Source organism: Rhizobium yanglingense (assembly GCF_977109285.1).
Genome location: NZ_CDSAWY010000002.1, coordinates 24,490 through 40,470, shown reverse-complemented (window position 1 = coordinate 40,470; position 15,981 = coordinate 24,490). Strand labels below are relative to the sequence as shown.

Genomic DNA, 15,981 nt, shown 5'->3' with positions numbered 1-15,981 from the left:
GATCGGCAAGCGCCAAGACCACACGCGCATCGTCCGGCGTCCCTTATAGGCCGGCCCACAGTCCGATCGGCTCATAACATAGGCTCGGCCCGCGAGACATCGCAGCGCGCAGCCTCCAAGGATGAGGGCGGAGTGATGAGCGTGGTTTTCCTTGCGCCCTTCATAAACGACTTGACGAAGGCCGACGATACAAAGCCACACCTCTTACCGGTCAGGCGAGGCGCCGTTCCGCAAATGGTTGCCGCGGCTTTCGCCGCACATGCGAAACTGCTATGCCCCATGTCCTCAGCTCTCAAATCCGTTTCAGCACGAATGTTCAAATTCCCCTTGCGCTCGGCGCAGACGATCGCCGTGCTTGCCGTCAGCCAGCTCATCGGCTGGGGCACCACCTTCGAGATGCTCGGCGTCATGGGCCGCGTCGTCGCGCCCGATCTCGGCCTGCCGAACGAAGTGGTCTTTGCCGGCCTCACCGTCATGATGGTCGTCAGCGCCATCGCCGGCCCCGCGACCGGCCGCTGGCTCGCGCGCTTTGGTGCAGCCCGCGTGCTTGCCGCATCGTCGGTCACCTTCGCGACGGGCCTGCTGATGCTTGCCGCCACGCATGGGGTCGTCCTCTATGCGGCTGCCTGGATCGTCATCGGCCTTGGCGGCGCGCTTGGCCTTTCAGCGCCCGCTTATACCGCCGTCGTCGAGCGAGAAGGCCTGAACGGCAAAAGGATCATCGCCATCCTCATGCTCTTCACCGGCCTGTCGGCAACGCTGTTCTGGCCGATCCTGACGCTGGTGACGGACGCCCATGGCTGGCGCATCGCCTTCATCTTCTCGGCGGCACTTCACATTTTCGTCTGCCTGCCGCTTCATCTTTTCGCCCTGCCGAAGCCCGCCGCAACGCACACGCAAGGCACTGCAGCGGATACCCCACCGATCGCGCTATCGCCGCGTGAGCGCCGCAAGGCCTTCCTGCTGCTTGCCACCTCGACGACGCTCGGCACCTTCATCAGCTTCGGCATTGCGCCCTCGCTGATCGAAATCTTCCGCCAGTCCGGCGCCTCGCCGGCGCTTGCCCTGCAGCTCGGTTCCGCCCGCGGCGTCATCGGCATTTCCGCCCGCGGGCTCGACATGCTGCTCGGCAAACGCGGCAACCCGATCCTCACCTCGGTCATGGGCATCAGCCTCATGCTGGTAAGCTTCCTCATGCTTTTGCTGTGCGGCACCTCGACGCCGCTGCTTGTCGCCTTCATCGTGATGTATGGCTTCGGCTCCGGCGTGCTTGCCGTTGCCCGTGCGCTGCTGCCGCTCGCCTTCTTCTCGCCCCGCGAATACGGCCTGCAAGCCGCCCGCCTCTCGCTGCCGCAAAACCTTGCCAACGCCATCGCCCCCGTCATATTCACCGCCACCCTCGACCGCGTCGGCACCGGACTGACGCTCACCATCTGCGCAGCGCTCGCCGCCCTCGCCATGGTCTTCGTTTTCATGCTGGCGGGAATGGTCAGATCGGCAAAGCAGCTGGTTCCGTCACAGCCCTGAACCGCGTCTCCGCTACGTGCAGCTTGGCCTTCGCCTCCCGGTGCGTGCGCGTCAGCCGTCTTTCGTCCGCCGCAAAGCCCCACGGCAGGAACGATCGGATGTCCATGGTGTTTTCCCTGAGGGTCTGCCGCCGTCCCTCTTCCCGTCTGCCACCACCTTCTGCTTGTGATCACGGGGAGAATATGCCGCGCCCTCTTACACGGCCGGCAGCCGGCGTGGGCCATGTCCCCTCGCCGCAGGCGGGTGAGGGGTGAGGGGCAAAATCCGGGTGAAGGGCGAAACTTCAAACGATCCGCAATCAAAGGCTTTCATAGTGAGGAGGCCCCGCAGGACCGTCGCAAACCGCCAATCGCAATCAGCCGAGCGGCTGCCTTACCGCTGTGTCAACATCGTAATCCGCCGCGATCCGCATTTCCCGGACCGGCCGCACGAGTTCGATCGAGCGCTGGTACTCAGGATGCGCCTTATAAGCTGCAAGTGCCGCCTCGTCGTCGAATTCGCCGTAGACCACCAGGTCGACATCGGTGCCGAGCTGGTCGGTCTTCACATTGGTGCCGATCTCCAAAAGCCGCGCATGCGGAATCGCCGTCAGCACCGAAAGCCCGACGCGCACCGTCTCCAGGTTTTCCGCGCTTGCGGTGAAGAAAACGATATGGCGGATCACCGGGGCACTCCTGATCTTCAACAAAGCCGCGCGATAGCACGCCCAAGCCACCCCTTCAACCGCTGCAGAATGCCCGGCGCCTCTTCGCGGCGCAGGGCCGCATGGAAGGTCCGGCCGTATTCGGCGAGCTTCTCGGCCCGGTCCGTGCCGTTGACGATGCGGCGTGCGTTTACCCAGTCTTCCTTTTCGGCGTTCAGGTGGTCGGCAAGCCTGTGCCCGGTGAAACTGCCAACCAGCATGCCCTCGATCAGGATCGTCACGGCGGCCGCCATCTCCATCGCACGGTCCGGCTCTGCGACGAGGTCGATGCCGATGATCGCACTCATCGCCTCGTAATTGCGCTTGTGGGTGAGCTGAACCAGTCCGCGGCCCAGCCAGCACTTTCCGTCCTCGTCCGGCTTCCAGTATACGGTCTTCACCCAGGAAAGCTTGCCTGCCGCATAGGCGCGGTCGAGAATCTCGATCGCCTTTGCGTCGCTGCCGGCCAGGGTCTCACGCACCGGCTGCATGGTGAAGGCCGTCTCGTGGAAAGCCGTCGCCAGGATGTAGGCCAGCCACCGCCAGTCCGCCTGCGGCATACGTTGCTCGAAGAAGTCGAGAATCGCCGTCATGCCCTCGACCTGCCCCTCGGAAAGGGGCCCTCTGAACAGGCTTTGCCGCACGGCATCGAAGAAGAATGTCCGGTCGATGTGGATAACCATGAAATCTGACCTGGTCCTAATCGATTAAAATAATTTCAATCGTTTAAAGCGTTTAAACCCCTGATTTACACCGCATTTGGCCTATGTCATGCGTTTCCCGTCGAAGCTCGCCGAAGGACAGGAGACCGAATGCAAACGCCCGCCAACAGCCAGCCTACCATTCCACAGCACCTCGTCGACCAGATGGAAAACGAGTGGCGCCAGATCCGCCCGGCGCGCGAAACGCAGCGCCCGGCGCCACAGCCGCCCAAGCAGCGATAAACCCATAAAACGCAAAAGGCGAGACGGCGGATCCTTCAAATCCCCCGCACCCTCGGCTCGCCGCCGCCGTCCAGGATCAGTGCCGTCAGCGCCAAGACGAGCGCATCCAGCCTGTCGGGCGAGCAGCCACCCGAAAGCCCGTCGACGCGCAGGGTAATCCTTGCCGCCGGCAGCCGTCACCAACTCCGTCGCCTCCTCGACCGTTTCCGGCCTTCCATATCCAATTGCTGCTCTTTGTCGCGCGACCAGTCGCGCCCGCCGCGCCGAGTTCCACGGCGATCCCGCGTCCGGAGCCGCGCGCGCTTCCGGCAACGAGTGCCGCCTTTCCCTTGGGGTCTGCTGCCACTTTCCCGACCTTCACGTTCGAAAGCTTCGCCGCCGCTTAGGACCTACCTCTTCGCCCGCTCGCCGTCGCCCACCGTCAGCGGCCAATCGACGATATAATCTTCCAGGTCGTCGGGATCGATCTCCGTCTCGCTGATCGTCCGCCCGCGGGCGGAAATGCCGGCCTGGTGAACGGTTTCAGGGTCGCCGGAAACCAGCCGATGCCACCAGTAAAGATCGCGCCCCTCGTTCACCAGCCGGTAGCCACAGGTCGGCGGCAGCCAGGCGATTTCCTGCACGTTCGCCTTCGTCAGCTGCACGCAGTCCGGCACGAAATCCCGCCGCTTCTCGTAGTTCGAGCAGCGGCAGCTTTGGCCGTCAAGGAGCTTGCAGGCAACGGAGGTGAAATAGACGTCGCCCGAATCCCACTCCTCCAGCTTGTTGAGGCAACAGAGCCCGCAGCCGTCGCAGAGGCTTTCCCATTCCTCGCTGTTCATTTCGTTCAGCGTTTTCCGCTTCCAGAAGGGTCGTTCGTTCATCATTCGTTTTCTTGCAACAGCGTCCGCAAATCCGCGTGAGACGCCTTCAATTCTCTTGTTATCGGCCGCCAAATCAATCAATTATTCAGCATGCTTCGTTTATCGAAGAGCGCAATGCCGAAGAATGGCTGTGCTCTGACGCCTGGCTCGCCAGCCGTCAAGCGCGATCGGGCGGGAATATAGAACGTGCAGGATCCGGACAATCCAGAAGAACGCCCGCGCAGGAGCCGGCACATCCTGCTGAAGATCGATTCATGGATCGATTCCACCCTCTGGAACGCCGGTTTCCGCTCCGCCGAGATCTGGGAAGACGTCACCATCTTTTTCCGCCGCTTCCGCGTGCGCGGCTGGAAGCGCTTAGTGTTCGAACTTAGCGGCGAAGCGTTGACGCTCGGCGCTGCCGGGTCGGTTCTCATGCTCCTCCTCGCCCAGCCTGCCTTCGAGGCTACCAAGGAAGATTGGCGCAATCGCGGCGATTTCGCCGTCACCTTCACCGACCGCTACGGCAATGTCATCGGCCACCGCGGCGTCATCCATCAGAATTCGGTGCCTATCGACGAATTGCCGGATTCGCTGATCAAGGCGGTGCTCGCCACCGAGGACCGCCGCTTCTTCGACCATTTCGGCATTGATTTCATCGGCCTGTTCCGCGCCATGAGCGAGAATGCCCGCGCCGGCGAAGTCGTCCAGGGCGGCTCGACGCTGACGCAGCAGCTTGCCAAGAACCTTTTCCTGTCCAACGAGCGCTCGATCGACCGCAAGATCACCGAAGCCTTCCTGGCGCTCTGGCTCGAAGCCAACCTGTCGAAGAAGGAGATCCTCTCCACCTATCTCGACCGCGCCTATATGGGCGGCGGCACCTTCGGTGCGGCGGCGGCCTCGCAGTTCTATTTCGGCAAGAACATCACCGATGTGAACCTCGCAGAATCGGCCATGCTTGCCGGCCTCTTCAAGGCGCCGGCGAAATATGCGCCCCACGTCAATTTGCCGGCGGCGCGCGCCCGTGCCAACGAAGTGCTTACCAATATCGTCCAGAGCGGATTGATGACCGAGGGCCAGGTGATTGCCGCCCGCCGCAGTCCGGCGACGATCGTCGACCGCAACGAGCAGGAATCGCCCGATTTCTTCCTCGACTGGGCCTTCGAGGAGGTCCAGCGTCTTGCCGCCCGCTTCCACCAGCATTCACTGATCGTGCGCACCACGATCGACATGGGTATCCAGAAGGCGGCGGAAGATGCAGTCGAGACGTCGCTGCGCGAATATGGCGAGTCCTTTCACGCCAAGCAGGGCGCGATGGTGATGCTTGAAAACGGCGGTGCGGTGCGCGCCATGGTCGGAGGGCGGGACTACGGCGAAAGCCAGTTCAACCGCGCGACGCGGGCGCTGCGCCAGCCGGGCTCCTCCTTCAAGGTCTATACCTATGCAGTGGCGATGGAGAGCGGCATGACCCCGCAGACTACCATCGTCGATGCGCCGATCTATTGGGGCAACTGGAGCCCGCACAACTACGCGAACCGCTATGCCGGCCGCGTCACGCTCGAAACGGCGATCGCGCAATCGATCAACACGATCCCGGTGCGGCTTGCCAAGGACAAGCTTGGCATCCAGCCGATCCGCGCCATGGCCAAGGCGATGGGCATCGAATCGCCGGTGCGCGACGACGTGACAATCCCGATCGGAACGTCGGAAGTCACCGTTCTCGACCAGGCGACGGCTTATGCGGTGTTTCCCGCGGGCGGCTATCAATCACGTCGCCACGGCATCGCCCAGATCCTCGATTACGGCGGCGACGTGCTCTACGATTTCGACCGCGACGAGCCGCCGGCAAACCGCGTGCTGTCGGAAAAAGCCGATGCCTACATGAACCAGATGCTGACCCGCATCCCCTATTTCGGCACCGCCCGCAAGGCAGCGCTCGACAACGGCATCCTCACCGGCGGCAAGACCGGCACGACGCAGGCCTATCGCGACGCCTGGTTCGTCGGCTTCACCGGCAACTACACCTGCGCCGTCTGGTTCGGCAATGACGACTACACCTCGACGAACAACATGACCGGCGGCTCGCTTCCCGCCATGACCTTCAAGCGCGCCATGGATTACGCCCACCAGGGCATCGTGCTGCGTCCCATCCCCGGCGTCGAAAACCCGGCGCCGCCGGCCAAAGACACCGCCAAGACCGCCGCCGCCAAACCCGAAGACAGCATCCCACAGCTCATCCGTCCCCGCATGCTCTCGGTGGAATCGACCAGGATCCTCAAAGACCTCGGCGAAAAGCTGAAATCCGCCCCGCCGCTCGAAGCGCAGAAGGTGGCGAGCGCGGGGTAGGTAAGTGCAAGACCGAAGGGTGGCTGCGTGTTCACCCCCACGAACCTCATTCCTGCGCTCGTCACAGGAGCCCAGCCACGGTGCGTCCGCGCGGCGAAGAGCCTCATTAGACCTTGCAGGCAATGCGAAATGTCGCCCAGTTCGGATGTCATCTCGCACCTGCCGTCCACAATGTCAGCGGTCCGTTCCGATGACACTGCGACAGCGTCTGCCGATGCATCTCCGTCGAGCTGCACCGGCTTCAAGAACTCCTCTCGAAGTCTTTCGCCCGGATGCGGATTGGGCAGCAAATCGGCGCTCGTCTTTTGGCGTGGCAGCTTCTCCTTCCTCCACACATCACCCCAATCCTCCACCGCGTATTCGGTCGAGCCCGCGCCCGCGCCATTCCACCCCGCCGGAATCAATGCTAACCCTTTCACCTGATTTGTTTCCAAGGGCATGCAGTGTTTCGATTCCCGCTTTTTATCGCAATCACGCTGATTGTCGCTTTCGGCGGCGGAATCGTGGTTTCGCTCTATGCGCTGAACGCGACGCAAGGGTTTGGCGCGATCAAGCTCGGCGCCTGGGAAGCCTTTCCCGAATTGCAGACGGCCGATGCCGATCCTTATGCGAAGTCCCACCGCGCCCGAGCCGGCAAGCTGCTTTATGGCAGCGCCGAGGGGCTGACGTTCACGGCGAGCGTCGACGACAGCGGCGAGCGGCTGAACGCGGCCTGCAGCTACCGCATCAGCGGCCAGACGCCGCCTGCCCGGCTGTGGACGCTGTTTACTTCGGACAACAGCGGCAATCCCGCCTCCATCCGTCCCGGGCTGCCGGCGGCGCTGAATTCCTGGACGATCCTGCGCCAGGCCGACAGCAGCTTCACGATCGACATTTCCGCCAATGCAAGACCGGGCAACTGGCTGGCGCTTCCCGCCGCCGGCACGTTCCGGCTGGTGCTGACGCTGTTCGACACGCCGACTGCCGGAAGTTCGGGCGTCATCGATCTCGCTATGCCGAGGCTTACGAAGATCGGATGCGGCAATGCTTAGGCTGATATTCTCAATCCTGACCGGCCTCTTCGGCGCCGCACTGCTGCATCTCGTCATCATTCTCGCGCTGCCGCACTACACCGGCAGGGACGCCCAGACGCGGGTGCTTGCTGAGGGCGATCAGAACCATTTCTATCTGCTCTCAGCACAAAACGACGACGCGGGGCTAGCAAACAGCGATCCTTTCCTGCGCACCGCCGTCTGCGCCTTCGATCTGGAAGACAACCCCGTCCGCTTCACGGCAAAAGGCAACGTGCCGTTCTGGTCGATCGCCGTCTATGACGGCGCCTCGAACGAAGTCTTCAGCATGAATGACAGAACGTCTGTGGGGGGAGCGCTGGATGTTCTCGTCGCAACCCCGATCCAGCTTACCGGTTTGCGCAAATCGCTGCCGGCGGAGCTGCAGCCGACCATTCTTGTCGAGATGAGCCACCCGCAAGGCTATGCGGTGCTCAGAACGCTTGCCCCGCAGGCAAGCTTCGATGAGGCAGCCAGAAGCTTCCTCGCGGGCGCCGGCTGTGAGGCCTATGCACCCGCCGACTGAGGCTTGGCCTCACTCGTTCTCCACGCGGTTCTCCACACGCGATGCGTGCTGCGCCGGGCGCTTCGGCATCTCCGGGAGGCGCTCGTAGCGTACGCCCGTGAACAGCAGAATCTGAGCCTTGACCGGCTCCTTTTCCTTGCGGCGTGGCACCTGTGGCCGCCGGTCCGCCAATGCGACTACTATGGCCATTCTCGTCTCCATGCACTGCCCGAGACGGATGAACGTGAGCGGATTTCACCCTGCCCGCCTGCACGGGCCAGCGCGTCCTGCGGTGCCGGATATTCCGGACCGAGGGCATTCGCGCCTTTCTCACGGCACCTATTCGAAATACCGTGAAGCGGAATCTTGACGACCGAAGCACTCAATCGCGCCGTTCCTATCCGAATTGAGACACACGATAGTTAACAGTTTACTAATATTGCAGGCTCGCGGCGTCTGCACGACACCGGTTATTAAACGCGCTTACCAACCGTTTGGTTTCAATCCGACGGGAGCAAAAACACGAATATAATTTAACAATGATTTCAATTACTTAAAATCACCACGTGGCGAAACTCCCGGAAAGGACGACTGTTGCATATTTGCGGCACAAAAAATATTTAATTGCAGCCGCCTCATTTGCGCGTATCGTGTTTTTGCCAGTCGAGTTTCAGGGCAACGGCCGGTTGGGAGACCATGTATGCTCTTGCCGCAAGAACGGAGGGCAGATGATGTCTTTGATGTTGAACTCGTCATATTCTCCGGAAGACCTCGATGTGCTGAGATGCGTATTGGACGCATGGTGCGCGGAAAAGCGGATCGATATCAAAAGCGCCGAAGCGCGATTTGCCGCCTCTGCCGCGCTCGATCTTTACCAGGCAGGCCATACCGATAGCGAAAAGCTGCTGACAGCCATGCGTTCGCACAAAGGCCTTTGAACTGCATCCTGAGGATGCGTCCGGGAGCGCCTTGCCGCTGCAAGGCGCTTTTTCATTGCGCTGGCGATCCTTCAATGCACGTTTTGCGTGCGTCATCGTCTCGCATTTGATTAAAATCTTCAGCAACCGTTAACCGTGCCGGTGTAGGATTTGTTCATCTTCGCATGGGTTGATGTGCGTTCCGCCAGCGCATGAAGGCCTGAGTTCCGCGTTTTCCAGGGTGTTCGTGTGCGTGACCGGTTTCGAGACCTAGAGGGCCCCCTGGCCATCCGGAAAAAGGATGTGGTATTGATGGCGACAGTCAGCAGCTTCGAAGGATTGGCGCATCCCACCCGATCCGAGCTGCGCCAGTTCGCCGAACTGTTCATGCCGCTTTTTCAGGCTTCTTCCGACGAGGCTCGCCGCCAGGCGGTTGCCGCACTTTCCCAGTGCAAGACCATACCATCAGCCGTTGCCCTCTTCGTCGGCAGCCAGCCGATCGCAATCGCCGCGCCGTTCCTGACGGCCTCGCAGGCGGTCGACGACGATACGTTGATCGTCATCGCCCGGTCGCAGGGAGCTGCCCACGCCCGGGCGATCGTCAGCCGCGACAGCCTTTCACCCAAGGTCATCGATGCGCTTGTGGCGCTGCGTCAGGCCGAGCCGCGACAGATTGCGCCAGCCGCCGTTGCCGAAGAGCCGGCAGAAGCGCATGCGCTCCCGCCGACCGCTGCCTCGATGGAGGCGGCCGATTTCGTCGAGCGCCTTGCCAGCGAAGAGGCGATGCGCGAAAGGATCAAGGGGCTGGCACGACATCTCGGACGCAATGACGGCAACCGCCTCGGCCTGCGCACGCTGTCCGACATCCAGGAGGCGCTGCTCGTCCGTTTTGCCCGCGCACGGGAGGCTGGGTCCTTCGCAACAGCGCTTGCCGACGCGCTTTCGGCCAGCCGCTGGCTTGCCGAGCGCATCATGCTCGATCTCTCCGGCCAGCAGCTCGCAACGACCCTGACCAGCCTCGGCATGGGCTTTCTCGACGCCGTTTTCGTGCTGGAGAGACTGTATCCGCATCTTTCCGAGCCGCAGCACAACGTGACTCGCGCCTGGATGGTGCTGGATGCGCTCGATCCGGACGAATGCCATCAGCGGGTCGAAGCCTGGCGTCGCGCCGACAGCTATACCTACAAGCCGGAAGACCAGGTGCCGGCAGAGCGAGCCGCCGCTTCCGCCCCGCGCGCCGTGCGCCAGGAGCCGCCGGTACGCGATATCCGCATCGTCGGCCGCCGGTAAGAACTTCAGAGGGGGTTCTTCCGCTCGTCGGCCAGCGGCACGATCTCCGCGACGTCGTCGGCTTCGAGCTCGACGATCCAGAGGTCCGGATCGAACTTCCGCTCGCGGTCGAGCAGTTCGCGCACCTTCTCGGCCTCCGCTTTGTCAAGCCTGATTTCAAAAAGACGCATGCCGCTCTCCTCCTCATCGAAGACGCTTTGCGGCGCAGGCGCGTAGAGCGTTTCGAGCCCGTCGCGGAAATGCTGGCGGATGAAGATGGCCCCCGCTTCCTCCGCCCCCTTCTTCTCAATAGCGGCGAAATCGCCCCTGGCGAAAACGCGGCGCAGGAGGGCGGAAACGAAGATGTCGGTGCGCAATCTCATGGGCGCGGTATAGACCGGCGGAGTGCGGGCGGCAACGCTAGACCTTTACCGCCAGCCTCAGCCCGCCCCAATGCCGCCCGCGGACGGTGATCGGCGCGGAGATGTCCTTCATCATCACGAAACTGCCGCCGCCCATGTCGCGGCGATAGGTCTGCACGAGGAAAGGCGCTGTGCTTTTTCCCGCGGCAAGGCCGACGCGATCGTTGAAGATGCGCCGGTTGCGGCAGTTGGCGGTGTTCCACACCGTATCGCCCGGCCGCTGGGGTTCGGAGAATTTCCGGTTGTGCGTCGGCAGATAGCCGTTCTCGTCGACCGCCGCGCAAAAGGCGATGCGCTCGTCGCAGACTGCGACAGGCTCCTGGATCGGCGGCAGCAGGCGGTCGGTGAGTTCCGTGAAAGCCGCCATGAGCTGCACCGGATCGGTTCCCGGGATCGGCCGGTACTGCCGGTTGAACAACGCCTCGAAGCCGATGCGGCCCTCGGCGACGGCATGTTCGAAGACGTCGGAAATCGCGGCGGCCACACCTTGCGCCTTGGCGATCCAGAGGCTGTCTGCCGTTTGCACACCGGCGCTCGCTGTCAACTGCACCAGTTTCTCGGAAAGGCCGACGACGCTGTCGACGCGCTTTGCAGCGTGCTGGAGCTTCACGTTGGAATTCAGCACTTCGGCCGACATCTCGCCGAGCTTGGCGACGAAACCGGCGCATTGCTGGTCGACAGCCTCGGTGGTCCTTGCCATGACCGTGGAGCTGTCGAGGATCTGGGTAATCACATGCTCCATCTTGGTGAATGCGCCACGCATCGCTTCGGACTTGTCCTTGACGCCGGCGGCACTTTCGCGCGCGCCGCTGCCTGCCGCCGAGAGACGGTCGATCCTGATGCGCAGCTCGTCCAGCGTTTCCTGGATGGAGCCAGTCGCCTTGGAGGTCTGCAGCGACAGCGCTCGGATTTCCGAGGCAACGACGGCAAAGCCCTTGCCCGCTTCGCCGGCACGTGCCGCTTCGATTGCGGCGTTGAGCGCCAAAAGGTTCGTCTGCCGCGCGATGGTGCTGATCTCTGCGGCAACCTTGTCGACATCGGCAAGCGATTTGGAGAAGGTATTGATTTCGGCGCTGATCTCCTCAGAGGACTCCACCATATGGCCGATCTCTTCGACCGAGCCCGACAGGCGGCCGGCCGATTCCTTCAGCATGTGCCGGGCCTCCGCTGCCGTCCGGTCCGTCTCGTTGAGCGACACGGCAACTGCCCGGTTCGTCTCGGCGATCGAAAGTGCTGTCCGCGTCACATCGTCGAATGCCGTCGCATGGCGCGCCGACATCGCCGCCATGTCCTGGATGGCGCCGGCGATATCGACGAGATCGATGCCGAGCGTGGACGCCTCTTCCGCGAGCCTGGAAAGAACATGCCGCAACGCCTCCGCGCTGTGCCCATGCGGCTCGTCGGCAACCTCCTCCACAGTCTTCAGCGCATACATGACCTCGGCTCCCCCAAGAAATTAGGAAAGCTTCAGGTAATATGGTTAATAAGTTGCAAACGAAGGCAGCGGCTTAGACTTAGGTTGTAAGGCGTATTCCGAATCGGGCAAGTATCCTAGTTCTTGCGCTGCGCATCCGGCTTTCTGGTGGTTGCCAAAAGCTCAGACCTCAGCGTCTCTGGATCGGTGATCTTGATCTTATAAAGATGGGCGAGCCAGATGCCGTCGGCAGCCAGGCGCGCGATCTTCAAGCGCGTATCGCCATCCGTCTCATTGTGGCGCTGCGCCCGTTCCTCGACCCAGCTTGCCATGAGATCGCGCAGATACGGATCCGTCAGCGCCGAAATCGTCAGCGGCGCCCACTGGCCGCCCTTGGCGCAGAGATTGTTTTGGAAGACCGAGTTTATGTAGGCGCGCGTAAAGGCGCCATAGGGCTCGGAGTCCTTGGCCATACGGGCATCGATATCGTCATCGATCGCTTCAAGGAGTTCCCCGAATACGGCGTCGATCAGGTCCTTCTTGCTCGGAAAATGATGGATGAAGCCGCCCTTGGTCACGCCCGCTGCGTCGGATACGGCCTGAACGGTCACGGAGGCAAGCCCTTCCCGCACGGCAAGTTTTGCCGCTTCATCTATCAGGGTCCGCTTGACCAGCTCCGGCTGTTTCCTGCGCCTGTACGAACTTTCCATCGTCTGTCTCTTGCCCCCCGGCACGCAATCAAGGCACGCAATCAGAGCGTGCCGCGCGATGGCAATGTGTGTCGCACAAAATAACATCTGTATTGCTTCGGGCAAATTCTTTTGAGAAGCTTGAGATCGTAACGCAACGGTGACAATGCGTGAGCTGGGCGTGAGGGCCGCGCGTCGGATGAGCGGGTCCAGACGGCCTGTACCCGCCAGGCCGGTTCATGTATCAGTCGAAGCCGGGGTGGAAAAATTTTAAGCGATGAGGGATCGTGAGTTCAAAAACTGGGGAAAATGTAAAGAGGCCGCGCGGGCGTCCTAAGAGCGTGGACACCGATCAGCGACGGGATGAGATAATCGGCGTGGGATGCGATGTCTTCATCGAATACGGATACATCAATACGACGGTTGATGTGATAGCGGCCAGATGCGGCATTTCCAAAAGAACCTTCTACGAGTTCTTCAACGGAAAAGCTGACCTTCTGCGGGATATACTGAAATCTCGAGGCGATTCCATTTTCTTCGTACCGGAAATTGATGACCAGCTTCCGTTGGAGGAACAGCTCGCCAGAATCTTCTTCATCGATGAAGACGGTGCGGCAGACGCGGCCGGCATGAATGACTACTTCATGATAGAAGTCGGCTGGGAAGCGGCGGAACACGTCGCGGAATTGCGGGACGATTTCAGCCTCGCGCGTGCAAAGCTCGCCGAGTGGCTCAGGCAGATGAAGCAGAAGGGCCGTATAACGGTTGCTGACGCAGACGCTGCAGCCACCATGCTGATCGGCATCGTCTTCGGAAGCTTGAGCATCGGCCGGGCGGAAATGGATTTGGAAGAACGCGCAAAACGGACCCGAGCCTACCTTCGTTCGAGCCTTATAATTTTCGCCAAGGGGCTGACCGCCTGAAATGAAGAAGAGCCCGGCTGGGATACCGGGCTCTTCCCTCGAAACTGATCAGAGGTCAAATTCAGATCAGCTTTATCGCGTTTGATTAGAAGTCGCGCTGCAGGCGGAAGAAGCCTTCGACCCAGTCCTGATCCGCCGCGTTGTCGTGATCGTCCGAAACATAGGTTGCAGTGAGCTTTGTGGAAAGGTTCTCTACGACCTTGTAATCGAGCGTAACGCCAGCGCGCAGCTCGCTACCGCTGTCCCAGCTGCCACTCGCGTCGGCATCGATGTTGTCGATGTACTGAACAGCAGGGGTGACCGTGAACTTGTCGGTTGCCTTGAGCGCGTACTGAGCAGCCACGGACCATTCGCCGGCGTCGTAGTAGCCGTTGAAGCCCTGATCGCCCAGACCGGTGGAATAGATACCGGCAACCGAAAGCGTGCCCGGGCCAACGTCAACGCCGACCTTTGCGAGGACGGCGCCTTCCTGGGCATCGGTGTCGTAAGCGCCGATAATCGCATAGGTGAAGCCGCCGACCTTGCCGCCGATGGAACCGTCGATACCGAGGTTGTTGGCATTTCCGCCCTCTGTCTGAACCAGTTCTTCGAGAGCGATACCGGCATAGAAGTCACCAGCGTCGTACTGGTAGCGGATGGAGTTCTGCTTCGTCGAACCGTCGAGGGTCGTCATGACGTCGGTTTCGCCCGAGAAGTCATCATCCCACCAGTTGGCGAACTTACCAACACGGAAGCCGGCGAGATCGATGTAAGCCTCGTCGATGCCAGTGCTGTCCTGAGAACTGCCGAACGTAGAAGATGCTCCAGCCGAACGAGCGTCGCTGTCAACTTCGTTCGGACGGAAATTGGATTCAAGAATGATCGCACTCGTCAGAACGCCGTATTCCGTATCACTCTTTGCGATGACGTTGATGTGCGCACGCGTGCGGGCATCCCAGTCCTCAGAGTCGTTGTTCTTGAATGCGTCGCCAGCACCGAAGCCAACGTCGAAACGGACGTAGCCGCCGATACTGGAGGCAGGTTTCGGTGCCCGGGATGTAGAAGTAGCCGGTGCCGTAAGCGTCGCAGACGCGGACGTACTCAACCGGTTCCGGTTCGGCAGCGACGATGGCGTCGGCGGCCTGAGCACCGGAAACTACTGCAAGGGCAGCAGCGGAGCCGAGAAGAAGGCTCTTAATGTTCATTTTTGTCTCCGTTCCAGAGGCCAACCCCAAGGTTGGCTCTTGCTAGCGCGATGGATGCGGTCCCCTGAAATTTCAGTCCGCCAGGAGTTGCCGGGGCAATTTGCTACGGCAACGCAACCTTTAGAACAGTCGATGCGCCAGCCCGTCAATTATTTAATAAACGTCTTCGTACCAAAAATATTCTAGAACCAGCGGACGTTGTATTTTTGCCACAAGGAGAGCTGCCAGAGCGACCGTTTCGCGGTCAAGATTGTGCTGCCCGGGCAAGCTAGAGAGGCCGCTGCGAGAGATTCCAACAAAGAAAGTCGAGCTCCACCGCCACGCAAAAATGGGGTGGTGAACAGCAGCCGGCAGTGCCATATCCGACGCTTCCGGTCAGGCGGCCGCTTTGCAGCGGCAACCTCTGACGAAGAGGTGGATGCACCCTTTGAGATAGCCAATAAGGCTCGATCTGTCCGGCAAGCCGCCACCTGCGGCCATGCAGGATGCCATTCCTCCAAACATCATCGAGATGAGCATCGTTGCCGCGTGGTCCGGGTCTTCGATGTCAAGCACGTGCTTTGCATCCTGGAACGACAGCCAGTCGGCGAGCTGCGCTATTGCTCTTTGGCCATTATAGTCCTGCGCCTCTCGCTGCAATCTCGGACCGGAGGGATAGAGCGCGCTGATGCATGCCATGATCTTACGCTCGGCTTCGACCGGATCGGCTTGATCAAGATGGAAGATCATCATCAGCGCATCTTCAGGGACCCGCGTTTCATCCAGCGGACGAGGAAGCTGCAGAAGTCCGCGCGGAGGGGCCACGCGCGAAGTGCTCCACTGAAGAGCAAAGCCCGTGATGTATTTTCGTGCTCGTGAATTCAATGATCGGGTGATAGAGGCGAACCGGGAAATATCGGAGTAGACAATCTCGAAAGTGAGGTCCTTCGACCCTCGAAGGAGCCGAAAAGTCTGATCGCCCCCTAAGTGAAATTCAGCCACGCTCGATTTGGCTATTGCCGGATAGAGCGACGAGAAATGGTCGAAAAGAACCTTGTAAAGCCGCGGGTTGTCCACGCTGCTCAGGGAGGCGATTGATTTATACATGGCGCGATCAGAAATATGTGTTTCGGATAGAGCGCTGCCGGAATCTTCAAACAACATTCGGGCTATCCCGGCAGGCAAATATCTTTGAGCTGGCCGGCCATGGGCCGTCGGCCAACAGTATCAGACAGGAAAAAGATACCATACGGCTGGTATCTTTCAAGCGAAGTTGACCACCGTCTCAA

Annotated in this window: 17 protein-coding genes and 3 pseudogenes; 8 read left to right on the top strand and 12 right to left on the bottom strand. The window is 61.0% G+C overall.

Translation table 11 applies throughout. From position 1 onward, the window contains the following. Positions 1–312 precede the first annotated feature (312 nt). Positions 313–1,527 carry an MFS transporter gene (locus tag ACW4PC_RS01295; RefSeq protein ID WP_455872613.1) on the top strand — a complete coding sequence of 405 codons (1,215 nt, stop codon included), beginning with the start codon at positions 313–315 and terminating at the stop codon, positions 1,525–1,527. On the opposite strand, the gene ACW4PC_RS01290 is transcribed toward ACW4PC_RS01295, so the two are convergent. From ACW4PC_RS01290 to ACW4PC_RS01280, 3 genes are all read right to left on the bottom strand, one after another. Further along, positions 1,490–1,633, bottom strand: a complete 144-nt coding sequence (locus ACW4PC_RS01290; RefSeq protein ID WP_455872612.1) for a hypothetical protein — start codon at positions 1,631–1,633, stop codon at positions 1,490–1,492. The two genes, ACW4PC_RS01295 and ACW4PC_RS01290, sit on opposite strands and share 38 nt — an antisense overlap. A 249-nt stretch (positions 1,634–1,882) precedes the next feature. After that, the gene (locus ACW4PC_RS01285) at positions 1,883–2,191 is read right to left on the bottom strand and encodes a Dabb family protein (RefSeq protein ID WP_455872611.1); all 309 of its coding nucleotides are present in this window, start codon (positions 2,189–2,191) and stop codon (positions 1,883–1,885) included. A gap of 17 nt (positions 2,192–2,208) precedes the next feature. Beyond that, a complete protein-coding gene (locus ACW4PC_RS01280) occupies positions 2,209–2,892 on the bottom strand; it encodes a glycoside hydrolase family 19 protein (RefSeq protein ID WP_455872610.1) in 684 nt (227 codons plus the stop codon). Between the two features lie 129 nt (positions 2,893–3,021). Here ACW4PC_RS01280 and ACW4PC_RS01275 point away from each other — a divergent pair, with 129 nt between their 5' ends. Next, positions 3,022–3,153 (top strand): hypothetical protein, encoded by a 132-nt coding sequence (locus tag ACW4PC_RS01275; RefSeq protein WP_257788097.1) that lies wholly within the window; start codon positions 3,022–3,024, stop codon positions 3,151–3,153. Positions 3,154–3,188: 35 nt separating this feature from the next. Here the strand turns inward: ACW4PC_RS01275 and ACW4PC_RS01270 are convergent. The 3 genes and pseudogenes from ACW4PC_RS01270 to ACW4PC_RS01260 all read right to left on the bottom strand — a co-directional run. Beyond that, positions 3,189–3,296, bottom strand: a pseudogene (locus tag ACW4PC_RS01270) (large terminase); the annotation flags it as partial. A gap of 16 nt (positions 3,297–3,312) precedes the next feature. Next, positions 3,313–3,499: pseudogene (locus ACW4PC_RS01265) on the bottom strand (short-chain dehydrogenase); the annotation flags it as partial. Between the two features lie 43 nt (positions 3,500–3,542). Beyond that, positions 3,543–4,016 carry a YcgN family cysteine cluster protein gene (locus ACW4PC_RS01260; protein ID WP_455872926.1) on the bottom strand — a complete coding sequence of 158 codons (474 nt, stop codon included), beginning with the start codon at positions 4,014–4,016 and terminating at the stop codon, positions 3,543–3,545. A gap of 186 nt (positions 4,017–4,202) precedes the next feature. Here ACW4PC_RS01260 and ACW4PC_RS01255 point away from each other — a divergent pair, with 186 nt between their 5' ends. From ACW4PC_RS01255 to ACW4PC_RS01245, 3 genes are all read left to right on the top strand, one after another. Then, positions 4,203–6,341, top strand: a complete 2,139-nt coding sequence (locus ACW4PC_RS01255; protein WP_455872609.1) for a transglycosylase domain-containing protein — start codon at positions 4,203–4,205, stop codon at positions 6,339–6,341. Between the two features lie 443 nt (positions 6,342–6,784). Further along, positions 6,785–7,372, top strand: coding sequence for a DUF1214 domain-containing protein (locus ACW4PC_RS01250; protein ID WP_455872608.1), 588 nt, complete (start codon positions 6,785–6,787; stop codon positions 7,370–7,372). Next, on the top strand, positions 7,365–7,916 hold the full coding sequence (locus ACW4PC_RS01245; protein ID WP_455872607.1) for a DUF1254 domain-containing protein: 552 nt from the start codon (positions 7,365–7,367) through the stop codon (positions 7,914–7,916). The genes ACW4PC_RS01250 and ACW4PC_RS01245 overlap by 8 nt, the downstream gene beginning before the upstream one ends. Before the next feature lie 9 nt (positions 7,917–7,925). Here ACW4PC_RS01245 and ACW4PC_RS01240 read toward each other — a convergent pair whose 3' ends face one another. Next, a complete protein-coding gene (locus tag ACW4PC_RS01240; protein WP_455872606.1) occupies positions 7,926–8,105 on the bottom strand; it encodes a hypothetical protein in 180 nt (59 codons plus the stop codon). Between the two features lie 521 nt (positions 8,106–8,626). On the opposite strand from ACW4PC_RS01240, the gene ACW4PC_RS01235 reads away from it, so the two are divergent. After that, the gene (locus ACW4PC_RS01235) at positions 8,627–8,833 is read left to right on the top strand and encodes a hypothetical protein (protein ID WP_455872925.1); all 207 of its coding nucleotides are present in this window, start codon (positions 8,627–8,629) and stop codon (positions 8,831–8,833) included. Between the two features lie 228 nt (positions 8,834–9,061). Next, complete coding sequence (locus ACW4PC_RS01230; protein WP_455872605.1) at positions 9,062–10,102, top strand: DUF2336 domain-containing protein; 1,041 nt, start codon at positions 9,062–9,064, stop codon at positions 10,100–10,102. A gap of 5 nt (positions 10,103–10,107) precedes the next feature. Here the strand turns inward: ACW4PC_RS01230 and ACW4PC_RS01225 are convergent, their stop codons facing one another. The 3 genes from ACW4PC_RS01225 to ACW4PC_RS01215 form a co-directional block, all read right to left on the bottom strand. Next, a complete protein-coding gene (locus tag ACW4PC_RS01225; protein ID WP_455872604.1) occupies positions 10,108–10,464 on the bottom strand; it encodes a DUF1491 family protein in 357 nt (118 codons plus the stop codon). Positions 10,465–10,501: 37 nt separating this feature from the next. After that, positions 10,502–11,938, bottom strand: coding sequence for a methyl-accepting chemotaxis protein (locus ACW4PC_RS01220; RefSeq protein ID WP_455872603.1), 1,437 nt, complete (start codon positions 11,936–11,938; stop codon positions 10,502–10,504). A gap of 116 nt (positions 11,939–12,054) precedes the next feature. Then, complete coding sequence (locus tag ACW4PC_RS01215; RefSeq protein ID WP_455872602.1) at positions 12,055–12,627, bottom strand: TetR/AcrR family transcriptional regulator; 573 nt, start codon at positions 12,625–12,627, stop codon at positions 12,055–12,057. A 320-nt stretch (positions 12,628–12,947) separates the two neighbouring features. On the opposite strand from ACW4PC_RS01215, the gene ACW4PC_RS01210 reads away from it, so the two are divergent. After that, positions 12,948–13,529 (top strand): TetR/AcrR family transcriptional regulator, encoded by a 582-nt coding sequence (locus tag ACW4PC_RS01210; protein WP_455872601.1) that lies wholly within the window; start codon positions 12,948–12,950, stop codon positions 13,527–13,529. Between the two features lie 85 nt (positions 13,530–13,614). On the opposite strand, the pseudogene ACW4PC_RS01205 reads toward ACW4PC_RS01210, so the two are convergent. Both ACW4PC_RS01205 and ACW4PC_RS01200 read right to left on the bottom strand, forming a co-directional pair. After that, positions 13,615–14,713: pseudogene (locus ACW4PC_RS01205) on the bottom strand (porin). Between the two features lie 375 nt (positions 14,714–15,088). After that, on the bottom strand, positions 15,089–15,856 hold the full coding sequence (locus ACW4PC_RS01200; RefSeq protein WP_455872600.1) for a TetR/AcrR family transcriptional regulator C-terminal domain-containing protein: 768 nt from the start codon (positions 15,854–15,856) through the stop codon (positions 15,089–15,091). Positions 15,857–15,981: the final 125 nt, after the last annotated feature.